Annotated in this window: 15 protein-coding genes; 9 read left to right on the top strand and 6 right to left on the bottom strand. The window is 47.6% G+C overall.

Going from position 1 to position 23308, the window contains the following annotated elements; translation table 11 throughout:
* Positions 1–21 precede the first annotated feature (21 nt).
* The 3 genes from ACOMG9_RS06370 to ACOMG9_RS06380 all read right to left on the bottom strand — a co-directional run bounded on the left by ACOMG9_RS06370 (position 22) and on the right by ACOMG9_RS06380 (position 3735).
* The gene (locus tag ACOMG9_RS06370) at positions 22–402 is read right to left on the bottom strand and encodes a thiol-disulfide oxidoreductase DCC family protein (protein WP_422412047.1); all 381 of its coding nucleotides are present in this window, start codon (positions 400–402) and stop codon (positions 22–24) included.
* Positions 380–1981 (bottom strand): protein kinase domain-containing protein, encoded by a 1602-nt coding sequence (locus ACOMG9_RS06375; RefSeq protein ID WP_448216234.1) that lies wholly within the window; start codon positions 1979–1981, stop codon positions 380–382. The genes ACOMG9_RS06370 and ACOMG9_RS06375 overlap by 23 nt, the downstream gene beginning before the upstream one ends.
* A gap of 128 nt (positions 1982–2109) precedes the next feature.
* Positions 2110–3735, bottom strand: coding sequence for a serine/threonine protein kinase (locus tag ACOMG9_RS06380; RefSeq protein ID WP_448216235.1), 1626 nt, complete (start codon positions 3733–3735; stop codon positions 2110–2112).
* 252 nt (positions 3736–3987) lie between these two features.
* Between ACOMG9_RS06380 and ACOMG9_RS06385 the strand changes: the two genes are divergently transcribed.
* Positions 3988–4890 carry a transposase gene (locus ACOMG9_RS06385; protein ID WP_494529963.1) on the top strand — a complete coding sequence of 301 codons (903 nt, stop codon included), beginning with the start codon at positions 3988–3990 and terminating at the stop codon, positions 4888–4890.
* Positions 4891–5339: 449 nt separating this feature from the next.
* Positions 5340–5543, top strand: a complete 204-nt coding sequence (locus tag ACOMG9_RS06390; protein ID WP_448216237.1) for a hypothetical protein — start codon at positions 5340–5342, stop codon at positions 5541–5543.
* Between the two features lie 176 nt (positions 5544–5719).
* On the opposite strand, the gene ACOMG9_RS06395 is transcribed toward ACOMG9_RS06390, so the two are convergent.
* Together ACOMG9_RS06395 and ACOMG9_RS06400 are read right to left on the bottom strand one after the other, a co-directional pair.
* Positions 5720–6157, bottom strand: coding sequence for a type II toxin-antitoxin system VapC family toxin (locus ACOMG9_RS06395; RefSeq protein ID WP_494529964.1), 438 nt, complete (start codon positions 6155–6157; stop codon positions 5720–5722).
* Positions 6154–6378 carry a FitA-like ribbon-helix-helix domain-containing protein gene (locus tag ACOMG9_RS06400; protein WP_448216239.1) on the bottom strand — a complete coding sequence of 75 codons (225 nt, stop codon included), beginning with the start codon at positions 6376–6378 and terminating at the stop codon, positions 6154–6156. Before ACOMG9_RS06400 ends, ACOMG9_RS06395 begins: the two co-directional genes overlap by 4 nt.
* A 242-nt stretch (positions 6379–6620) precedes the next feature.
* Here ACOMG9_RS06400 and ACOMG9_RS06405 point away from each other — a divergent pair, with 242 nt between their 5' ends.
* From ACOMG9_RS06405 to ACOMG9_RS06415, 3 genes are read left to right on the top strand one after another with little or no spacing between them, the layout of a single operon-like run.
* The gene (locus tag ACOMG9_RS06405; protein ID WP_448216240.1) at positions 6621–7478 is read left to right on the top strand and encodes a phospholipase D-like domain-containing protein; all 858 of its coding nucleotides are present in this window, start codon (positions 6621–6623) and stop codon (positions 7476–7478) included.
* Positions 7444–7809, top strand: coding sequence for a DEAD/DEAH box helicase family protein (locus tag ACOMG9_RS06410; protein WP_494529965.1), 366 nt, complete (start codon positions 7444–7446; stop codon positions 7807–7809). The genes ACOMG9_RS06405 and ACOMG9_RS06410 overlap by 35 nt, the downstream gene beginning before the upstream one ends.
* A gap of 11 nt (positions 7810–7820) precedes the next feature.
* On the top strand, positions 7821–8633 hold the full coding sequence (locus ACOMG9_RS06415; protein ID WP_494529966.1) for a hypothetical protein: 813 nt from the start codon (positions 7821–7823) through the stop codon (positions 8631–8633).
* A gap of 118 nt (positions 8634–8751) precedes the next feature.
* Here ACOMG9_RS06415 and sodB read toward each other — a convergent pair whose 3' ends face one another.
* Positions 8752–9333, bottom strand: a complete 582-nt coding sequence (gene sodB / locus ACOMG9_RS06420) for a superoxide dismutase [Fe] (RefSeq protein WP_448216243.1) — start codon at positions 9331–9333, stop codon at positions 8752–8754.
* A gap of 334 nt (positions 9334–9667) precedes the next feature.
* Between sodB and ACOMG9_RS06425 the strand changes: the two genes are divergently transcribed.
* The 4 genes from ACOMG9_RS06425 to ACOMG9_RS06440 all read left to right on the top strand — a co-directional run bounded on the left by ACOMG9_RS06425 (position 9668) and on the right by ACOMG9_RS06440 (position 23267).
* Entirely contained in the window at positions 9668–10480 is an 813-nt protein-coding gene (locus ACOMG9_RS06425) for a hypothetical protein (protein WP_448216244.1), read from the top strand.
* 200 nt (positions 10481–10680) lie between these two features.
* On the top strand, positions 10681–11577 hold the full coding sequence (locus tag ACOMG9_RS06430; RefSeq protein WP_448216245.1) for a hypothetical protein: 897 nt from the start codon (positions 10681–10683) through the stop codon (positions 11575–11577).
* A gap of 180 nt (positions 11578–11757) precedes the next feature.
* The gene (locus tag ACOMG9_RS06435) at positions 11758–22863 is read left to right on the top strand and encodes a hypothetical protein (protein ID WP_494529967.1); all 11106 of its coding nucleotides are present in this window, start codon (positions 11758–11760) and stop codon (positions 22861–22863) included.
* Between the two features lie 35 nt (positions 22864–22898).
* Positions 22899–23267 (top strand): PilZ domain-containing protein, encoded by a 369-nt coding sequence (locus ACOMG9_RS06440; protein WP_422132897.1) that lies wholly within the window; start codon positions 22899–22901, stop codon positions 23265–23267.
* The last annotated feature ends 41 nt before the right edge of the window (positions 23268–23308 follow it).

Here is a 23308-nt window from a genome sequence, read left to right on the forward strand (position 1 = left end):
GTGTAATGAACAAGTGCAAGGCTATTTACATTGTTTTGTGTTGCACTGACCCGGCCAGCGTCCCTCTTTTTTCAGGCGGACTTTGGTCATCCAGTCGTAGGTCCATTTCAGGAACTGTTTCAGACCGGGCAGACTCATGAGCCAACCCAGCCAGGCCCAACCGGGTAGCTGATTGAGCAAGAGAGCGTAGCTGTCAATACTGGTATAAACCTGTCCATCATTGGTTATGGTGTGCAATTCAAGCAGAGCCTTACCGGGATCAACCCCCCAGGTTTCCAGTACTTTTTCCTGACCGGTGATATCAAACCACTCTACTTCACAGCGAAAACGGGCATTTTGCCAGCGTGCGACCTCTTTCGTACAAAGAGGACAGAGACCATCATACAAAACTCTTATTTGCATCGCCTTCATCTCTTTTAAGGACATCAGCAACCCAGTTAAGTGTTCTCAGGGCTTGCTCTCTGTCTATTGTCCGATCAGTAAACCAGGGATGCTGCAAAGCTTTCTCTGGCGTCAATCTCTCCAGGGGCTCCGGGTGCAGCAAACTGTTAATCATGTCAGTCAGCTGGCTTTTACTTTTCTTCATCTCTTCTGCAGACTCTATCAGTTTTCCCAGATCGGCTACCGTCTCTCTTTCAGGTGTCGTTAACTTGCCGTAGAGCAGTCGTTTGATGGCCTGGATATCATCCAATGAAAGTGGTCCATCCAACAGTGCCAGAGCGGTATCACTGTCTCGGGCATTCAATTTTCCATGCAGCATTTTTTTGATTCTTTCTATGTCTCTGGCGTTCAACTCTCCATCCAGCATCTTTGTGATGACACCAATTTCACCACTGGAGGTCAGCAGGCTGTCCAGATTAAATTCTTGCAGCTTCATACGCTCAGACTCAGCTTCCAGATCATCCGCTGTTAATTCAGGACTTACTGGCTTCATTGCCTTTTTGTAACTACCATCAGGGTTGCGCTTCTGATACTCGAGAAATGCCTTGAGCACCTCATAAGCGGCTTCAGATCGTTGGTCGGGGGTATATTTACCCCATGGCTCTGCGCCATTGGTAAAAGAGCGAATATGGAGCTGACCCGGACTGTTCAAAAAACGGTACAGATGTTGCCCCTGAGCAAAAGCATCCGTCGCATAACTGGCTCTGACTAACCCTTTTTTAAACTGGGATCGGTATAGTTCCGGAGAAGCGTAGTCTTCATGATTATAACTGGCTCTGTTGCCTTCTTCTCTGGCACAACCAAAGTCGATCAGTTTCAAGCGGCCGCTTTTAAGATCAATCATAACGTTGTTGGGTTTCAGATCATTATGGACAATGCCTTTTTTATGCAGGTGATCAAGGGCCTTGAACTTCTCGTACTCCATAAACGCCAGAACATTGAAAAACGCCGGACTGCTGATCTTGCCATTGCCGTAGAGCTCAATCAGGTGCATCATTACGCTATCCTGGGAGGGGCCTTCAATCAACTCCGTCAGGAGCCCCCTGACGCCGTCGACTTCGGCCATTCCATAACTTCTGACAATATTTGGGTGCTCTCCCAACTTCTTTAATAACCTGGCTTCCCGTTCTCCCTTGTCACCCAAATGAGTATGTTTTAATGCAAAATGTTCTTTAACGTTTTTACTTTTTTCCTGGATGACATGAAATACCGATGCAAAGCGTCCTCTACCCAATTGCTTCTTAGCCAGATGGGCCGATTCATTCAATGGTGAGGAATGTGTGAAAACATCATCTTCAGGAAACACTTCGCTATCACTGACGACTCCGGGGCTTGACGGGTAAGAAGAAATAGAAGAAGTGGAGATACCGCTGAAATCAGAGCCTGAGCCTGAAGAGTGTTGCTCTAAATTTTTCACCGGCGCTTCGAGCTGAACTTTCTTACTCTGCCACTTCCCCTGCTTCTCCGGTTCCGGCTGCGCCTGCTCAGCGGGGAGCGATGCAGCATTGGCTGGCTCTGACTTCTTTCCTGGAATATCCACGGATTTTTCCCGGCTACTTTAATTATTAATGAGTGAATCGGCAGGAATGAGAGGTAATTAACGGGAGCCTATTATCCGGGAGAAGAAAGTGAAGGGTTTAAAAGGCGCTCCGAGGTGGGCTCAGTCACTCATACAAAACGCTTATTTTCACCACCTTCATCACCTCCCTTCAGGGCATCAGCAGCCATTTGAAGAGTTCTTAAGGCCTGCTCTTTGTCTATCGTACGCTCAGTAAACCAGGTGTGCTGCAAAGCTTGCTCTGGTGTCATTCTCTGCTCGGGCGACGGGTGCAGCAGGAGGTTAATCATATTAATCAGCTGACTTTTACTTCTCTTCATCTCTTCTGCAGAGGCTATCAGGTGTCCGAGATCGGCCACCGTCTCTTTTTCAGGTGTCGTTAACTTGCTATAGAGCAATCGTTTGATTGCCTTGATATCATGAAATGTGAGCGGCCCGTCCAGCAGTCTTTGCGCTGTCTCGCTGTCCTTGGCGTTTAATTTTCCATGCAGCATTTTTTTGATTCTTTCTACATCATTGGCGCTCAAATCCCCATCCAGCAACTTTATAATGCTGCTAATTTCATCACTGGAGGTCAGCAGACTATCCAGATTAAATTCTTGCAGCTTCATACGCTCAGATTCAGTCTTCAGATCGTCCTCTGTTAATTCAGGACTTACTGGCTTCATTGCTTGTTTGTAACTGCCATCAAAATTGGGCTTCTGATAATCAAGAAATGCCTTAAGTACCTCAAAAGCCGCTTCAGATCGTTGATTGGGCGTATATTTGCCCCATGGATCCGCGCCATTGGTAAAGGAATGAATATGGGGTTGATCCGGACTGTTCAAAAAACGGTAGAGATGTTGCCCCTGAGCAAAGGCATCCGTTGCATAGCTGGCTTTAACTTCTTCTTTCTTAATTAACTCCGATCGGTACAATTCCGGAGAAGCGTAGTCTTCATGACTGTAACTGGCTTTTTGACCCTCTTCTTTGGCACCACCAAAATCAATCAGTTTCAAGCGGCCGCTTTTAAGATCAATCATGACGTTATTGGGTTTCAGATCGTTGTGGACAATGCCTTTCTTGTGCAGGTGATCAAGTGCCCGGAACTTCTCGTATTCCATAAACGCCAGAACATTGAAAAACGCCTGACTGCTGAGCCTGCCATTTCCATAAAGCTCAATAAGAAGCATCATCACGCTATCCTGAGAGGGGCCTTCAATCAACTCTGTCAGGAGCCCTCTGACCCCGTCGACTTCGACCAGACCATAACTGCTGACAATATTTGGATGCTCTCCCAATTTCTTTAATATCCTGTCTTCACCTGCTCCCTGGTCACCCAAATGCGTCTGTTTTAATGCAAAATGTTCTTGCTTGCCTCCGCTTTTTTCCTGAATAACCCGGTGTACCGTTGCAAAGCGCCCTCTACCCAACTGTTTTTTTGCCAGATGGGCCGTTTCATTCAAAGGAGAGGGATAAGCAAAAACATCATCTTCAGGAAAGAGTTCAGTTTCACTGAATTCTCCCGGGCTTGGGGGGTGGGAAGAAACCGAAAAGTCAGACAAGTCAGATATTTCAGCAAAAGCTGAGTCTGAGCTTGAGCTTGAAGAGCTGTGCCTCAGATCGTCGACCGGCACATCATTTGACTGAACTTTCTTACCCTGCCAATTACCCTGTTCCTTCTGTTCTGGCTGCGCCTGCTCAGGGACATTAGAGACATTAATGGCAGGCCCTCGCTTCTTTCCTGGAATATCCACGGATTTTTCCCTGGCTACTTTGACTATTAAGGAGTGCATCGGCAGGGATGAGAGGCAGTTAAAGAAAATAATAGGAAAGAAAATAATAGGACACCCTTATATTTGACAAACAAGCCAGCTCGTCTAATTTTCCCCTGTTGCTGATATTTAGTTCCGGCAGGAGAGATTATGACCCGTGCACGAAGTTCTCTGATCGACCTAGGCTCCACGCCATATTATCACTGTATAGCTCGATGCGTACGCAGAGCATATTTGTGTGGAGAGGATCATTTAACGGGCAAAAACTACGAGCACCGTCGGCAGTGGATTGTTGACAAGCTCAGGGAACTGGTTTCAATCTTTTCTATAGAGGTCTGCGCTTATGCTGTCATGTCGAATCACTATCATGTGGTTTTGCATATCAATCAGAAACCTGCCAGAGAGTGGACACGAAATGAAATTTTGCGTCGATGGACAAGGCTTTTCACAGGGCCGCTTCTGGTTCAGAGGTATCTTGCTGCTGACCGGCTGAGTCATTCGGAACTGGCTCGCGTGGACGAATTTGTTGAAGAGTATCGAAATCGTCTAACGAGTATCAGCTGGTTCATGCGTTGCCTCAACGAATATCTTGCCCGTGAGGCTAACCAGGAAGATGACTGCAAAGGTCGCTTCTGGGAAGGGCGGTTTAAAAGTCAGGCGTTGTTGGATGAGGCAGCGTTGTTGACATGCATGGCCTATGTTGACCTGAATCCGCTCCGTGCCGAAATGGCGGAAACTCCAGAAGGATCAGACTACACGTCGATCCAGGAACGAATTGAAAATTTGGCAGGTTCTGATACCCGAAAGCAGCCAGCCACCCTTATGCCTTTTCGATCACAGGGGCAAAATCCGGATAAGGCGTTGCCTTATATTCTTCATGATTATCTTGAGTTGGTTGACTGGAGTGGGCGTGCAGTGCGATCTGATAAGAAAGGTTCAAACCCTTCAGACATTCCACCCATTCTGACCCGACTGGAAATTGATTCAAATGAATGGCTCAAAACCATGAGATGGAATAACCGCTTCTATCGTGCAGTGGGCAGGCTGGAAGCCATGAAAACTTTTGCTCGGGAAATGGGACAGCAATGGGTGAAGGGATTGTTTATCTGTAGTCGTTTATTTCATGGCTTAAGCTGATTGCCCGACTTTTTCGTTGTTATTTGTTGCTCCTGTCATATGGGGCGTCTAGCTATTTCTGACTTTTTCCTTTTTTGAGTGATCCGCTTGTCGTTTGTTATGATAAGCGATGATTTTGAGTGGCTGTCAGGGTTTGATGGGTTGCCAGGCTCCCAGTTTGTGGGCTGTATTTTATATTTGATGTGGATATCTTGTTTTTTCTTTAATTTTTTTCTTTTAAATGGATAATTTTTTTCTTTTAATTGGATGTCTTTTTTTTCCTTTTTTTCCTGCTTTAATTGGATGTCCTCTTTTTCCTTAATTGGATGTCCTCTTTTTCCTTAATTGGATGTCCTCTTTTTCCTTAATTGGATGTCCTCTTTTTCCTTAATTGGATGTCCTTTTTTTCCGGATGTCCTTTTTTTCCTTTCTTTTTTTCCTCTTACCGCCGTTACTTGAAAGACGCCTAGGTGACTTATCTCAGACATGAGCTTGAGAGCCTTGCCAGTGCATCTGATGAGTTTGTCACAGCGGTTGTGAATGCTGTTGGCTATCAAAACACAGAGGCTGGATATCAGGCTGAGGATCAGTTGGTGCGCATACTCAAAGCCCGCTATCAGGTTTGTTTCAGTGAAGCCTGTGAGCAGTGGGCTGAAAGCGAAAGAGCGGCATGATGAGTCTGGTTGTTGGCATGGTGCCAGGAAGGGAGAAAAGCGAAATGGCTTGAACGATCTACCGGTTTTCGAGCAGCTTGCGTTTCCTGCTCCAGCTGCTATTTATTGAGTCACAGACCTGCAACGGTGCCCATTCTAATATGTAGCGAGTGGCCAGGGTTGTAGGTTCTTTGTATTCAGAGGGTTCGAATATACACATCGGGCCTGATGGCTATGTCAGGGTATTTTTTCAGCAGCTTTTTATCGTAAGTCACCAGGGGGATACTCTGGCCTTTCGCCACGGCAATGAAAAGGGTGTCATAAGCAGGGTGCTTGTCTTCACAGGCCAGAATCAAGGCCTCCCGCCAGTAATGTTCGGTCGGATGAACACGGCTGAACAGGGTGCTGGCATCCTGAAGCACATCCAGGCCGGTTTGCACGGAAATGCTTTTTTGGGTAATCCACTGCCATAGCACATTGGTCAGCTCGGCCCTGATGGAGTCGGGTACGTGAATAGTTTCTGTACGATCGATGGTTGTGAGTGAATCTTCTGCAAAGTCCGTTTCGTTAAGAAGACCATAGGCAAATACCATGGTATCGATGACAGCTGCTTTTATGCCCTTATTTGCCATCATGGACGCCCTTCGTTGCGCCACTCGTCCATTTCTTCATGATGGGTTGCCGGGAGCTGGTTCCAGCGGCTTCTGATACGGTCAATTGTATCCTGCTTCCTGGGGTAGCTGGCTTCCAGCAGTTCCCGCACCTCCTGCTCCATGGAACGATTGGCTGCTTTGGCTTTCAGTTTAAGGCGCTCAACCAGTTCATCGGGTAGATTTCTAATGGTCAGTGTTGCCATAGGGGGCCTCCATTTTGCTAAGTCATTGCGCTACCATTTTATATGCTAGCATATTGAAAGCATGCTGGCGTTAATGGCGTGTAAGCAATATGATCAGCTATTAATTATGTATCAGGCACTCTTGTGATTCAGCGTTATTCATCCCGCCAGCAGCCGCTGGGTCAATCGTTTATCAGTGAGAAACTGGCTGGCGCCCAATCTTATGACCGGATTGCCGGTTTTTTCGATCGAGCATATTCGAAGTGGCTGGCGAAGCTCTGGACAGCCTGTCTGGAAAGGTCCGGGTAATCTGTAATTCTGAACTCTCAGCTGAAGATTTTATTACTGCCAAGGCTGCCCAGCAGGCTATGCGCCGGGATTGGTGTGCCGGTGAACCTGAAAAGCCTCCAGAAGCCAGCCATAAGCGATTTAAGAAGCTCTACGAGTTTCTGGTTTCAGGCAAAATGGAGGTGCGGGTCTTACCCGATGAAGCCTTTGGACTTGTTCATGGCAAGGCGGGTGTCATTACTCTGGCAGATGGCAGCAAGACCTGTTTTATGGGCAGTACCAATGAGAGTCTGACGGCCTGGAAACTGAACTACGAAATGTTATGGGAAGACAGTTCTCAAGAGGGGATAAGGTGGGTTGAAAGTGAGTTTAATGCTCTCTGGAACCATCACCTTGCAACGCCTCTTAGTGATTCTGTTATTGCTGATATAAAACGGATTTCTGAGCGAGTTGAAGTAGACAGGACGACCTGGCAAACAGAGCCTCATATTGATCCGGCTCCTGCCATTGTCGAAACGCCTGTCTATCGTAAAGAGTTCGGCCTCTGGCCTCACCAGAAATATTTTGTCAAAAAAGCATTTGATGATCACCAAAAAGGCGGGGTCAGATATATTCTGGCTGATCAGGTAGAGCTGGGTAAAACTGTGCAGCTTGCGCTGGCTGGGATGCTGATGGCTCTTCAGGGAAATAAGCCGGTGCTGGTTATTGCCTCAAAGCCTTTGACCCTGCAATGGCAGGATGAATTGATGGAGCTGCTGGATATGCCATCTGCCATCTGGACAGGCAAACAGTGGCTGGATGAGCAGGGTATCGCCTGGCCCTCCAGGACCTGAAAGCATTCTTAAATGCCCAAGGAAGCTTGGCATTGTACCTCAGGGGCTGATTACATCCGGCTCTGAAATCAAAGATTATCTTCTTGCTGCCCATTATGAATGCGTTATTGTCGACGAAGCCCACCGCTCAAGGCGTAAGAAAATAACCGACAACTGTCTGGAAGAAAAAGCCGATCCTAACAACCTGATGCACTTTCTGACCCAGATCAGCCAAAGAAGCAAAAGTATGCTGTTGGCCACAGCAACCCCGGTTCAGCTGTATCCGGTTGAAGCTTTTGATCTGTTAAGCATACTTGCCTTGGGTAGTGATCAAGTACTGGGTGATGCCTGAGACGCCTGCACATGCAGCCGGGCGATTACGTTGCCGATGCTGCCAGCTTCAATCAGTTGCGTGGACCTGACAAAACAAAGCTTCGCCGGGTTCTTCCGGACTATGGGAGACAGCATAACCCCTTTATCAGACAAATCATTCGGCGCACCCGGGACTATTTGGAAGCTACCATTGACCCGGAAACTGGCGAGCCCTGCCTGCGGCCGGTCAAGGTCCAATTGTTTGGTGAGGGGGAGAAAGACTCTATCTCATTACCTCTTTACTTCCAGAAGGCTTATGAGAAAGCAGAGGAGTTTTCTGAGGCATTAAGCAAAAGAGCTAAAGGGGCCGGTTTCTTCAAGACCCTGTTGCTGAGGAGAATAGGAAGCACGCTCTACGCTGGACAAAGAACGATGGATAAGCTGCTTAGCGAGTGGGCTGACTCTGGCGATGAGCAGGATTTTTCAGCTTGTCTGGAAGATGAGGATGATGTCGAAAATCTCTCCATCTCTGACTCCATGAAAGACCTTACTCCAGCGGAAATAAGAATATTAAAGCTATGCAAAGAAGCTCTTGAATCCAGTCAGGATAAAGACCCGAAATACCTTGAAGTTCAGAGATACCTGTTTAAGGAACAGTGGCTGGAGTGCGGTTGTATTATCTTTTCGCAGTATTACGATTCCGTTTGGTGGCTGGCTACACAACTCTCTAAAGAACACCTGCCGGATGAGTCTTTAGCTATTTATGCCGGAGCTTCCCGTTCCGGAATCATGAAAAATGGTCAGTTCCGTAAAATAGGAGAGTGCTTTATATTCTTTAAAGGCATAAATAAAAACACCGTCTGACATTTATATGCCAGACAGTGAAGGTCAAAAATTAAGCCTGTTTGCTAACTTAAATGTTAGAATTTCCAACAAATTGTGCTGATTTCCAACTTAATTGTGTATCTATCAAATCAGAATCTTAACCAGCGTAATTAGCCGCAGCAAAGTCCCAGTTAACCAGTGCCCAGAAATGTTTCAGATACTCTGGACGCACATTGCGATAGTCGATGTAGTAGGCATGCTCCCACAGGTCGCAGGTCAGCAGTGGTTTCTGATTGGTCGTCAAAGGAGTGCCTGCATTGCTGGTGTTTACGATTTCTACAGAACCATCGCTGTTTTTAACCAGCCAGGTCCAGGAAGAGCCAAAGTTGTTAACCGCTTTGTCGTTGAATGCAGCAACGAAATCGTCAAAAGAACCGAAAGCATTATTGATAGCTTCAGCCAGTTCACCGGCAGGAGCACCACCACCATTAGGGCTCAGGCAGTTCCAGTAGAACGTGTGGTTCCAGATTTGAGCAGCGTTGTTGAAGATGCCGCCTTCAGAAGTCTTGATGATTTCTTCCAGGCTCTTGCTTTCCAGCTCGGTACCCGCAACCAGACCGTTCAGTTTGTCAACATAGGTCTTGTGATGCTTGCCGTAGTGGTAATCCAGAGTTTCTTCAGAAATGTGAGGAGCCAGTGCATCGCGTGCGAAGGGCAGTGCAGGAAGTTCAAAAGCCATGTTGTCGTTCTCCACTTGGGGGGTTGATCTTGTTTGACCTGAATTCGTCTCGCGCGACGATATTAACATCGGTTTGATTACGAATCTATGTGGTGGATAGTTTGGGGGCGCGCGATATCTCTTCAACCCCCGGGTGACAGAAAAAACCTGAAACAGTGTCATGAACCGGATATTTCCAGACTGTGATAGGCAATTCCGCTGATTTTCTCTGTTACAGCGGTGATCATAAAGTCTGTTGCCCTTATTCCAGTCTCTATTTCATAGTAGTATTGCCCCTCAACTGCCCATGGCGGAACAGATGCCCGTAGCGGATTAAGAGACAGATGAGAAACCCATGAGAGAAGAGAAAAAGGCGATCAATGATATACCGGATTTCTCAATTGCAGCGGACGAGCGTCCGGGGCGCAGGAAAGCTGTGGCTTCCGGAGGAACGCCTCCTCTCAAGAAAGGGGACTCGGGGCGGACTGCTTCGGCTAAAGGTGGAAATGGCCTGACCTGGCTCATACTGGTCATGATTGTTGTGCTTGGGGCGGGTGGCGTCTGGCAATTCAAATTGATACAAAAGGAGTTGGCTGATACCCGCCAGGCCTTGAAGGTCACTCAGGAAAAACTGAGTACCGTGACCGGAGAGATCACTGCTACCGGTGAAAACCTTGATCAGAGCGGCTCAGCGCTGCGATCTGAGCTGGAGGTAGTGAATTCTGAAATTCGCAAGCTCTGGGATGTTTCGAATAAGCGAAACCGCCAGTGGATCCTGATCAATAAGGATAATGTTGCCAAAGCTCTCAAGGACGCAGATAAGGCAGGCAAAACAGCGGATAAAGCATCTGGCCAGCTGAGTGCTTTGCAGAAGCGTATTCGTGAAATGGATCAGTTGATGAAGGCCATTAGCACTGAGCAGGTGGCTGCCCAGGGTATGATGACGGAGAGCCTTGCGAAGTTTGACAAACAGGTTGCTGAAATGAAAAAGCTGGTGGCTGATCAGAAAAAACTTCAGGCTGAGCTCACCAGGAAAGTGGAAGATCAGCAGCAGGCAGTTAAAGCGGTTGATTCATTCCGGGTGCAGGTTAACCGCAAACTTCAGCAACTGGAAGATACTGTCAGGGAACTGACACAACCCCCCAGGGAAGGTCTGGGGCTGGAATAATCCTCATAGCGAGGTAAGTGGTTTCAGGCGCTGCAGGGTGCTAAACAACATCTTGACAGCTTCTGAAAACCACCTTTCATTTTATGAAAAGCGAGATTCAGTTTTAAACTGGCTACATTTAAGGTAATAACTTTTTCCGGAGATGTGGGTCGATGATGGGCTTTTTTCCCATAACAGTGCGCATATGTCTGGTGGTTGCGATGGCAGTCATGACTTCTTCCTGCTCGCTATTTGACTGGTTTGAGACTAAAGCAGACACTTCCCAATCCGCAAATACAGTTCTAAAAAAGCCATCAGGCTGGACTTTCAATCATCAATGGCAGGTCAAGAATACTCATCCCTCCCTTGAATCTCTGGTACCTGACGAATACATGACCCTGACAGGACAGTGCTCATTTTCTGCAGATATGCTGACTCTGCTGGAATCAAAACCAAAAGGTTTGTTGGTACCTGTTATCAAGGTGGCCAGTGATCTGACATTGGCGCCAGATTTTGAAAACAGCGTGAGACTTTACCAGATACTCAGATCTCGATTCCCACTGGCTGGGGCAAGTGACAGCCTGAAATTTTATCAAACCCTGTTATCCAGCGTTGAACATACCTGTCCTGCCAACATGACCCGGGAGATCGACAGCTGCCAGTTTAAAAAGTGGATGTCATTTACCGGATTAGGGGGAGAAAACACTGTTCATGATGAAGGTCGTCTCAAGCGCTGGTACCAATCTCATTCGGCTGTTAAATACCTGATCATGGGCTCCAGTGAACTGTTTAATTCTGACGCTCTTGTTAGTGCTCGTTATTCTGCCAATTCCAGATTGATTTCCGAACAGCCCATTTCTGTCAGAGAAAAAAGCATCAGGCCTTACCTTGGCAGGATTCGTTTTGACTGGGCCGTTCCGGGTAATGGCGAGCAAAGACCTTTTATTAGCCTGGGTTCCTGCAGATTGAACTGGCAAGAGCTTGAGAAACAGAGACGTTTACATGGCCCGGGCTGGATAGAAACGACGTCACTGGCTGAGGTCAATCAGGTTTTGCTTCCCTATTTTATTGAGTTTATGAGCGACGCGACCAAAGCCATCTCAGCGCCGTCCAGATGAGTACTCTGGCGTTTTGACGAGCTGTGCTTTCAAGCCACCGGAATGCAAAACTCCTCGGCAACCCACTGCTAATCTTAAATTGTGAATTCATCCGACAGGTATGAATTTAGCGTCTTAGGTGCCGGAATGTAAGCTGTTTCTTGGCAGTTGTGTAGTTTTTCAACGGATGTTGTAGACCGCATGGACCATAGAAGCAGTGGCATTGGCATACCCCATAGCCAACACCTGAACAGTACATCAGTGCATGGTTCCCAGACTTCTGAGGAACAGACAAGTCATGGTGTGGGTTCAGTTCAACTGCCAAATAAGCTTCTACAAGGCGATCGTCCAATTACAACCCCCATTGGAGACAGGGGTATCTCCCATGTCGATGTGGGCACACCCTCAATTCCAAAACCTCACAACATGATTTGCAGGGCTTATGCCCGTCCTGTCAGTCAGGTTGCTGATCATACTCTTTTCAGACTCAGAGAAAGCATAAGGCCTGAGACAGTAAAAACTGCTGACAGGAAAACCAGACTACAGATGGCTGAACGGCTGGGCAGGGTCCATGATGTGTTGGGCTGGCGCTTTAAAATGCCAGCTAACCGCCAACAGCTGGAAACTGGCCTCAATGGCAACAACGGGCCTTTGATGACATTGGCCATGGCCCAATCCATGCTTCATCAGATAGAGGTTCTGCAGACCGGTGTTGCTGATGTAATCACAGCCAGTGGTCAATCGAAGGAAGCATGGGCATGGGGACTGCTGAAACGGTATGAGCTGGATAAAATGAATCGCGAGGTTCTGGCACTCGCTGAGTTCTATTGTCAGCATTCCCCCGAGCTAACAAACCCTGAAGAGATTTCCAGCCCTTCAGAGAATGATCCGTTTCTTGGTCACATCTTTGCAGAGAATAGTCTCGGCACGCCACCGTTGGTGCCTACACTTGCAACTCCCAGACCGCCTGATGGTCCTGTTCTTTCCACCCGGAGTTTTGAACTATCCAGGGCGCAACAGGAACTGAGATGTCTCAGAGAAGAGAAAGAAGAATTAGGCAACGAGCTGCAACAGACCCGCAATCAGTTGACTGAACTGAAGGAAGCAGTAGAAGTCCTCAAGCAGAAAGAAAAGAGAGTGCCTGAAGGTTTTTCAGAAAGGCTGAGTGAGCTTGAGAAAGAACAATCCGAACTAAAAGACGAACTCAGCGAGAGGGATCGTCAGTTACGTGAGGAGCAGTATCGGATAGTCAGTACCCATGGATCTCCCATTGGCAGCAGCGAATTATTGAGTGCAGAAACCTTCGATTCTGACGACAGGCTGGATGAGCTGGAAGCATTGAACAGTCAGCTTCAAGCTCGAATGAAAGAGCAAACCCGAATGCTGGCTGACAATGGCGTTACTCTGTCAGAACTCCAGAAACAGGTGGTTGACTCTGGTCAAAAAATAGACGCGCTGCAAAGTCAACTTCAGGCAGCCCATCTGAACCATCAGCAGATGGGTCAGGAGGCTGTTTCAGCTCTGGAACAAAAGGATCAGCTGATACTGCGACTGCGGCAGGAGTACCTGGAGAGCTATCAATCCGTTGAAAATGAACTGAATCAGGAAAGAGCCAGGCTGGCAGAGCTTCAGCAGAGTTATCAAAATGCTCAAGAGCGAGTGGCTGATTTATTCAGGCAAAATGGTTTACTGCATCTTGATATCAAGGCACTCAACAAGGACCTTGAAACACTAAAGCAAGTGGATACTGCAAGAGTGGCGCAGCTTGAATCGCAGGTGAAAGAGCTTACCAAGTATCGTGATCGTTGGATTCTGGCCCATGTCGATGTCACTGGCAAGAAAAAACAAGTTGAAGAAAAGGCGAAGCAACTGGAAGAGCAGCTAAATCGTATTGTAGAAGCTCACAAGCAAAAGCTGGATCAGCTGCAAAGAAAATTTGAAGAAGCAGACAGCAGGGCGGATTCAGCAGAGCAATCACTTTTTGCCCTTGAAGGCGACTATAAAGGGGCGCTTGCTCGTGAAGAAGATCTCAAAAAAGCATTAACGGATACCAAAAAAGATCTACGGGAAAAGGTCGAAGAACTCGAGAAGCAGCAGTCTGAGTTTGAGGAAAAAGCCCGATCATTAAAAGAGATTCATCTGGAACGACAGAAATACGACGATGAAATCAAAGGCCTGCAACAAAGCCTTGTTGAGCATAAGGATCAGGCTCAGGAAGAAAAAGCGAAGCTTGAAGCGTCGCTATTGACTAAACAGGCCGAACTGGAAGACTTGCAACTCAAATATGAGCAGGACTTAAAAGGTCTGGAAGCGCTGAATGAGCAGCTGGATATAGCCAGAGCTGAGATCACCTCCCTGAAAGAGCAGCTGCAGAGTCTCCGGCTTGAACAGAGTAACGGTTCGCAGGAGAGTCAATCTCACGAGGCTGAGATGGCTCAGATTGCAGAGCAGTTAAGAGTTGCTGAACAAAAGCATCAAAAAGAAAAAGCTGATTTAGAGTCAGAGGTCGAAAGCGCCAGAATATCTGAACAGCAGGTACAGATTCAGCTCACAGACAAAGAGAGAGAGCTGAATGAGTTGCAGTCAAGGTTGCAGAGCACTGAGCGTGAACTCAGGGAAAAAATAGTCAGTCTTGAGAATGATCTTCGCTCAAAAGAGGAGGATCTTTCACAGAGAGATCAGGCGTTAGTGATTGAGAGGAGAAAAGTTCAGGAGCTAACGGTTAAGAGCGATGGGCTTGAGGAAGAGAAAGATAAACTCGAGTCATCGCTGGCAGCCCTTCGCCGAGAACTTGAGACGGCTCAAAGGGCTACCCGGTCCTCGAAAGAGGAGGTCACCGAATATATAAGACAGCTTCAAGCTGCTGAAAACAACACAGAAAAGCTGCAAAGCAAACTTGATGAAGCAAAAAGCAAGGAAAGAGAGGCGAGAGAGCGCTCTGCAATAGCTGACGAGTCTATCCCTAAATTGCAGGAGACGTCAGAGCGTTATCACAGAGAGCTTCAGTTAAGCCAGCAGGAAGTGAATCGACTAAAAGATCTGCTAACCGGCAAAGAAGATGAACTTGCCGAAGCCAAAATCAGGGAAAACTCGCTGTCATCTTCGATCCTGGCAAAGGACGACAGGATTCGGGAACTTGAAGAAGCTGAGGTTGAATTCAGGCGCGAGATTGAAAAAGCCAATCAAAGAACGCAGGAAAAGCAACAGAAAGTGGTTGCGCTTAGCCAGAATGTCGATGATCAAGTTCGTGCTATTGAAAAGCTCACGCACAGAGTTCAACAACTGCTCCCTGAGAAAGAATTGAGTGACAATAAAGTCATTGAGTTGGAAGAGAGAGTTCAGTTAATTGCCCGGGAGCGAGATGAAGCAAAGCAAATGCTTCTGAAAGCTGAGAAAAATTTACGAAGCGGTAGTGATGCCGCTGAGATTGAGAAATCTCAATGGGAAAACCAGCTCAGGGATTCGAGATCCAGAGTGTCTGATTTGGAAAGTCGCCTTAAAGAGACCGAAAAGAAAAGAGATCACTTTCAATCAGAGTCAGAGGCTCTTGCTTACGACAGAGATCAGGTGAAGAAGCAGCTTCAGGAGCTTCAGCTCAATGCAGAAAGTCTGAAAAGTCAGCATTCCCTTGAGATGGAAAGGCTCATCCGGGAGCGAGATGAGTTTAAGCTACAGGTCGAGGCACTGGAGCAAAAGGCAGAAGTTGCTTCAGCTGACTGGGATAAAGAAAAGGTCAGAATTGAGGAGGCCAGGAAAAAACTGTTTGCTGATTTGAAAAACCAGCATGACCAGCTGGTTGAAACAAAACAACGACTTGATCAGCAACTTCTTGCGTCTCAGGAGAAGGTCAGGAAGACAAAGCTTGAGCTATCCCATAAAGACGCCACTCTCGAACAGAAAGAACAAAGCATTGAGCGTGTAAATAACCAGTTGATTGCGTTGAAAAACAGTCTTGAGGAAAGTCAAACCAGGGTGTTGAGTCTGGAAGGTGAGGCTACCGAACTGGGTACACAATATGGAAGGTTGGAGCTGGAAGTAAAAAGATTGACGCAAGAGAAGGATCAGGCTCATAGCGCTTCTTTAAAGCAGAATGAGGAGCTGCACCTTTTGCGAGGCAGCCTTGAAGAGGCAGAAACCACTCTGGAGTCTCTGAAAAAGCAGCTTAACGATGAGCAAAGTGAGAAGTCACTGGAGTTTGCTGATCTTAAAAGACAGATTCGTCTGGCTAAAGAAAACAGGGACCACTTTAAATCGCTTTCCGAGACGGCAGAAGAACAAAGAAAAATAAAGGATACAAGGCTTAGCGAACTGGAAGCCCTGTTGAGGGATAGCCAAAAAGAGGCTCACAGCTTAAAGGGTAAGGTCGATGAACTGGGTGTCAGACAGGAAAGGGCGTTGAAAGAGGCTCAAGGTTACAGCAGTCAGCTTGAAAAAGATCTGGCTTTTCAGGAAAGCAGGCACAAGCATGAAGCTTCGGGTTGGGAAGAAGAAAGGCAGCGTCTTACCAGCTCGCACAAAGAGATCGTCGTTGATCTTAAAGAGCAGTTGCAAAAACTCCAGGATCTGAAAAATGATGTTGATAACCGGGTTTCAAAGCTTGAACTGGAAGGTAAGACGAAAGATCTTGAGCTGCAGCAAAAATCTCTGGGCCTTGAGGAGAGAAAAGAAGAAGTCAGTCGTGTTCAGAGCGAGGCTGAAAGCCTGAAAGCTGAATTAAAGAGCCTGACTGATCAATCCAGAGAAGCAGCGTCAAATCATACGCTTGCATTGAAAGAGAAAGAACTTGCTCATCAAAAATTAGCCGAGAGTCTTGAGCAGGAACAGCGCCAGCGGGATCAGGAAAAGATAAAGCTGGAAGAGGCTGTCAGTGACCTGGAGCAGGAGCGAAAGGGTTTGCAATCCAAACTGACTGAGTTTCAGGCTGTGAGTATTGAAAACCAGACGCTTGCCACTGAAGTTATTCATTTAAAAGACCAACTGCATATAACTCAGGAAGAGTTGAACAAGATTAGAGAGAAAAAGAGAGAAGTCGAGCAGCAATCAGAAGAAGCTCTTAAGGCCAAGGCCTCTCTACAAAGCCAGTTAGAAGTTGAGCGGGAACGGGTTGAAACACTCTCTGAAACGAAAAGTAATCTGGAAGCTCAAGTTCTTGAGAAAGAGAGCGCCCTGATATTAAAAAACGAAGAATTAGTTGAAGCTAAGGAAAGCCTTGAGCGCGAATCTGAGCGGTTCAATCAATTAACGCTTCAGGCTGACAGTCATCAGGTTGACAGTCATCAGGTTGACTCCGGTTATGAGTCAGATTCTCTTTCCGAGGACGGCTTTTCCGAGGCGGAGTCTTATACTTCAAAGGCTTCTTCTGATCCGTTACCTGATCGGTTCGATTCATCTGCTGATGAAGGTTTGGATCTCACTCAGGAATCTCCATTGCCCCAGTGGACAGATTTGGGGACAGTCGTTTCAGAGATCAAAAGCAAAGAGTTTGCTTCTCTTGGCCCAGGAACTTTTGTTATTTCGGGCCTGATTCAAAAAATGAGTTCAGCCTGGTCTGAGCTGGCTTCCAGACTGGAAGTGATTGAAAAAGAAAGGGAAATTTATCATTTCACCGGTCCGGATGATTTTCCGGGCAGGAGTGGCTCCCGAAAAGAAGTGATATCAGTCCATGAGCAGTTCCTGATGGAGCTGGAGTCCATTGATCAGGCCTATCAAAAAGCCCCGGGTGCGACCCCGGATCGCCCTTTAGTGGATGAGTTTACCCGTCAGATTGACCGGACTGTATCCCTGACCCGGGGCAATATACAAGTAATGGCCAGGGAGCAGGATGATTTTCAGACTCAGCTCGACAGATTCGAAGCGACTCTTGAAGCCTTAAAGCCTGATGCTCTGGCTGGCCCGGAAGATCCTGAAGCCATAGTCGATTTGGAACTGACCAATATGAGTACACTGTTGGCAAAAAGTTCGGGGGATCGGGACAGGGAGTTCTATACACATGCCTTGTGCGCCCTTGCCAGATCAGCTTCAAAGCGTCTGAATGAATCCTGGAAGAAAAAAATTGCAACGATTGAGGGGCCAGACGAAGGGCATCGGCTTTTAAAACGGTATGAATACTCGCTTCAGCGATTGGCTTCAGAGCATCTGCCACCCCGGTTGAGACGCAGTGTGCCCGAACATGGACGGGTATTTTTATCGAAGCTGGTTGAATATCAAAAGGCGGAGTTTGAAGCCAGACTGGATCAACAGCTGGGAGTCGCTCTCAAGCCGCAGGCGGGCCATTCTCTGGAAGAGCAAATGGTCAGGGATCCGCAGATCTGTGACAGACTCTTAACTCTGCTGTCCAGTTTACAGGAGCAGCATGAAGGGATTGTTAAACAACCCGGGTCCGCAAATTTAGCAGCAGGGGCAACGCAATGGGTTGACTTCAGCTATGCCGATGCCTCCTTGGTGGGGCTCAGTCAGATCAGGGATGAATTTGGATTACCCGCGACACCGACCATGACAAAGGTGCTCAGAACCCTTCAAAAGGAGCTGAAAAGACCCGGATCACTGGTTCTCACCATGGCTGTCAGGCAGCACAAAGAGAATTACGAAACCCGAAAAGAGCGAGAGACGCGCAGGCTCAAGCTGGAAAGACAGTGCACAGAGTTGTTGGCTCAGGAAACCAGGCTCGAGCCGAAGCAGAAGTTCAGGGGCCTTACTCATGATGATGACTTTACCCAAGCTGTTGAACATCCTCATCAAGCCGAAATTGCCTGCTTTCAGCCAGATTCACCGGTACCTCTGGCAGAAGCTTCAGGTCATGTTCAGACTCAGGCTGGCTTCAGGGTGAGCGCTCTTACCCAGAACCCTGACTGTCTGATAAACAGTTTCATGAATGGTTTTAATAAGGTTGCTCTTCATAAAACCAGCCTTGTTACCGGTGACCGATACATTGAATTGTCTGAAGGTGCCCAATGCCGACCTTCACTGGTGTTTCACTCCAAAGAGGGTCAGCACTGGCAGATTCAGCTGGATGGACGAACCTGGTCTCTGGATCCTGCTTTTCTTCATGAGCATCCCAATTTCGAAGTTCCCTTTCAGGTCAGCAAGGAAGGAAGAGAAAAAAAGCGGGACTGGATTCCCCTGAAAAGTGCTTCGGGACAAACCGTCCTGCTGGTTGCTCAGAAAACACCTTCAGATCAGCAGTGCTTTATGTATGAACTGGGTTCCAATGATCAACTGATCCCGGTGCCAATCCGGGGGGAAAACCCCAGAAGCGAGCTGATTAAAGCGAACTTACTGAGTAAAGCTTGCTTACTGAAGCCAGACAGTACTTCACCATCAAGATCACGCAAAGATTATCCGCCTGAAGTCCTTGAGCTTGAATCGCTGAAAAATACCTGGCTACCGAGTGCTTCCCTCAAGCAAATTGATGAATGTTACAAGAAAGTTGTTAAGGAAGTGGATCATCAATTACTGAAACCGCCTTTTACCTGCACACCTTGTGATGGACGTGTCAGAAGCCTGCCTGTTGAGCTTCCGGTGGTGAGAAAAGTGGCTCAGGAAAAATCAAGGAAGCCGGAAACCGGTGCCCATCAGGAAACGTTTCATCCAGAACAGTTTTCGCCCTTTACTGTCAATGCCAGTTTCGGCCATGTCAGTGAAGCGTTTCTGAAAGCCAGGAGGGAGTTGCTGGTTGATAGTGCTCATAGTGTCACTAAAAGTGTCACTGAAAGTGTTATTAAAACGCTTGAAGGAGAACAAAAAGCGTTTCAGGAACAGGTATTTAAAAACCTGTCAGTCTACTCTGGTTGCGAGTTGCAAACCCAGGGACCCCGTGGGGTACCTGATCCGAAAACGCTAAAAACCAACAGGCAGTCGGTTTTGAGCCATTTTGAAAAGGTCATCGTCAACAACAGAAAGCACTGTGTTCGTACACTTCAGTTAAAAAAAGCTTTGGAAAAAGGTCTGGTCAGCTACATTCGTAATGCTTCTGAAAATGATGTGCAGGGTTTTTCTGATGGCGAGCTTCTGGATCATGCCATTCGTAACTTTGAGAAGGGACTGGCTCCGGGTGGTAATGATGTTGACGGGTTTATCAAACGCATGTCGCAGCTGATGCTGGTGGATATTGACCTTGAGCAGAGCAGCCTGATAGGTCAGCGCCTTGAGGCGCTTAAAAGTGAGTTGGTGGATCTGGACTTTGCCGCCTTTGAGCAGGTGAGTGAGCCCCACGAATACATCAGGCGTTGTCAGGAATGGAATCTGGATATGGCTCTGCTGGCATCCAGACAGAGCAACCTGAATAACCGAATCAGCAGTTACGAGAATACCTTGCTGGATACTAAAAACCTGGCCCTTTTGTCGTTCGAAAGAAGGCATCACATTGTCTTGTCACCCGACCAGGCCGACGAACTGGCTGTTACACTGGACGGTGTCAGCCAATGGGCCGATGGCCATGAAGTTGCCATGATGTCTCATAAAGGCACTGGCTACGGTAAAAGTACACTGCTGCTGGCGCTGACGGATCACGCTTCGGCCCAGTTAGGTGCTGATACGGACCGTTCGATTATTGTCATGGCTCCAAAGACCAACCAGGCAGAACTGGATAAAGGCTTACGTGAGTACTACGCTCGCAAGGGGCAGGACTATCGTCGATTGAATCTTGAAACCTGTTTTGCCCCCCCCTGTGAGTTATCCGTCGCCCGGTTGGTAGAGGTTGAGAATACCCTGCTGGGGTTACCTGCCGGAACTTCGATTAATGACAGAGAATCCCTGCTGGCCCAGGGGCGAGTACCCGTGGGCGCCTCAATCACAGATGTGCAGATTCTGATGCATCTGAAGCAGGCCTTGCTGGACGCTGAAGGTTTCATTCAGGACAAGCAGGCGATACTGGCAAAATTGGATGACTGTCTTGACTTGCTCAAAAACTCTATGGTGTTTGCCGACGAGTTTGACAGTGAGATGGTGCCTCATACCGAAGCTGAGTCGATATCAGTGGCTCAGACCGTGCAGGCAGTGATCAGAGGGCTTGGCTATGCCTTTGAAGTAGAGCCCCGAAGTATCAATCTGAAACATTCTGAATTTCTGTTTGGATGTAAAGCCCGGCATTTACTCTCAGCAACTCTGGGAACCTTGTACTGTGCAGCTTTGGCCAGTGCTTCAGGCAGTGCTGAAGAAGTGCGTCACAAAGCAAGAACAGACCCGGTGACCACCAATCAGCGTTTCTGGCACTTCATTTCTCTGGCGGAACCGGTGTTTTTCAGCTCTTCCGACCCGCAGGGCAGGAACAAGATGCTGACGGATGTTTTGCACAGGGTAGGCCCAGAGCCCCAGATTATTTTCTTTGATGGCGCTGAGTCGGGTGATGAATGTACGACAAAGGCGCATCAGATGAGTCGGACTTTGAATCAGGAACGACTGGCCATGGGGGGCGTTCAGAAGTCTGTAATTTACTATGACCATGATAAGAATCTGCAGATGCAGTATCAGGATGATCCTGTCTATGGGCAAGGGGCTTCAGCTTCCCGGGAAACCATTACCCAGCTCAGACGTATGGGTGGACAGAGTACCGATGGTTACCTGAGTAAAGAGCAGTCTGTGGGCACTGACATGCCCCAGGGGAGTGCCAGTATAGGTATTTTTCATGGGCTGGTGGGGCAGGCCGGTGGCGAAGCCAATGAAAACTATCTGGTTCAGCAGCTTGGCCGTCTTACCCGTGACAGCAAGGATTTGCACAAGGCACAGAGAGTGTTCATGGCGGTGGATCTGGATGCGGTGAAAGACATCAAAGGTGCCGACGTACAGAAAGAGGCATTTATGGAGGCTTTGAACGCGTTGGATGAGTCCATGCAGGCTGAAGAAAATCTGTTTCCTGAGGGCATTGATAACGCTTCTCCCGCTTTGAAAAAAGTGGTTGAGCAAACAGTTACCTTGCCTGTTCAGAAAACGGAAGAAGGCGAGAGTGGTTATTTGCAGAGCCTTTCACAAATAAGAGCCCAACTGTCTGAGATGGCTAAAAAAGATTGGGCAGAGCTGGGTCTCTCTCAGGCAGCATTTCAGGAGCTGATTGAACTGAAAGTCCGCCAGTGGGTCTGTAAGAATGCATGGCTTGAACTTGTGGCTGTGGATATTGCCAGTCGTGAGAAAAGTCATCATACCCTGAGCTGTGAGAAAGAGTTGATGCAGGCCAGAACCAACAGTCATCTGGATAAAGTGTATGCTGCGGAGCATCACTGGTTGAATGATGAAGCGGTCAGTTTGGTGAATGGACTGGATATGAAGGCGATGGGAATTCCCACGGAAGCCATTCCTGTTGTGACCAGCAACCTCAAGTCAGAAGTTACAGACTTTCTCAAATCCATTGAGAGGCGTTTTGTTCTGCCGGGAACCTATCAGGAGGATCTGGTCGAAACAGCGGATGCAAAACCCACACGTGAATGCCTCAGTGGTTACTTCAAGCAGTTAAAGAGTGAAGGCATTAAGCTTGATGGCAAAGATATGGTGAGTGAGACCAATAAAAAATTGATCCGTGAGAGCGATGTCGCTTTAGAAGAGGCTCTTACAAGAGTCACTGAACTTCACAATGTAGTGAAGAGTTTAAATGACAAAGCTCTGGGCGCTAAGCTTTTCGAGGACATTATGGCTTCCCTTCAGGCCAGCAGGCGAAAGCTGAGTGGTGCAGGGGGTGCGCAGGAAGCGATGCAAACGGAGGCCACCATTCAGAGAGCGTACAGCGATATGATGAAGGCTGTCATGAAAGTCATAGTTTATCAAATTAAACCAGCAGATCTTGAAGCATTAGAAAAGCGAATAATGGACGTGATCACTCAATGTGTTGATCTTGATCACAACCTGCGGCTGTCTCTGTACAGGAATCCCATTGGTCCTGACGTAATCAAAGCGATGGGTTTCGGTCGACTTAAAGAGTTCGCTGCCAACCCTCAAAAGTTCAGGTGGCGGAGGAAGGGGCCGCAAGGTCAGTGGACGCTGATTGGGAATACCAGTCAGAACGTTATGGATTGCGATAAGGCCGAAGATCATTTCGAGATTAAAGATGGTTATATCTCCAACAAAGCTCAGTTGAACCGCTTGCAGACCCAGGCTGCTTCCCTCAGTAAGCGGCAGGCTGAGCTGGATCGTGCCGTCAAGTTGTGCCAGCACCCGGTCAAAAACGAGTTCAGGGGCTGTGTGGATGAAGTGGAAAGAGCATTAATGCAGCAGTTTGATGCTTTTACCAGAGAACAGAAAAAGATCACAGAGCGAGAGCAGGAGTTAATGCTGAAACAGAGTGAGTTAAGGCAGAGCAAGTTGTACAAGGTTCTGGTTTAAATTTTTACAGGTTGGGCAGTAAAGGAATACAGATTATGTCTATGGTCCCACGCGGCAAGGAGCGTCGCAGCATCAAGCGTCACCAGTTGAATGATTATTTGACCATTTACAACAGGAACACGCTCAAGGAAATGGGAAGTATTGGCAATATCAGCAGCAATGGTCTGATGCTCATCAGTACGGTACCGGTTCTCATTGGTGCGGTTTACAGCATGAGAATTAAGCTGCCTGGCCCGGATGAAGAGAAAAACTATATTGACTTTGATGCCCGGTGTCACTGGTGCAAGCCCGACGTGGGTCCGGAGTTTTTTGATTCTGGCTACAGTATTGTCAGTGCAGGGCATGATATTATTGATCTGGTTGAAGTGCTCAAGGAGTACTTTTCTTTCACTGAGTGCCCATAGATTTAGCGGAAAATAAGGTCAACGATCACTGGGTTGATTGT

This window comes from Endozoicomonas sp. PH6C (assembly GCF_059322965.1).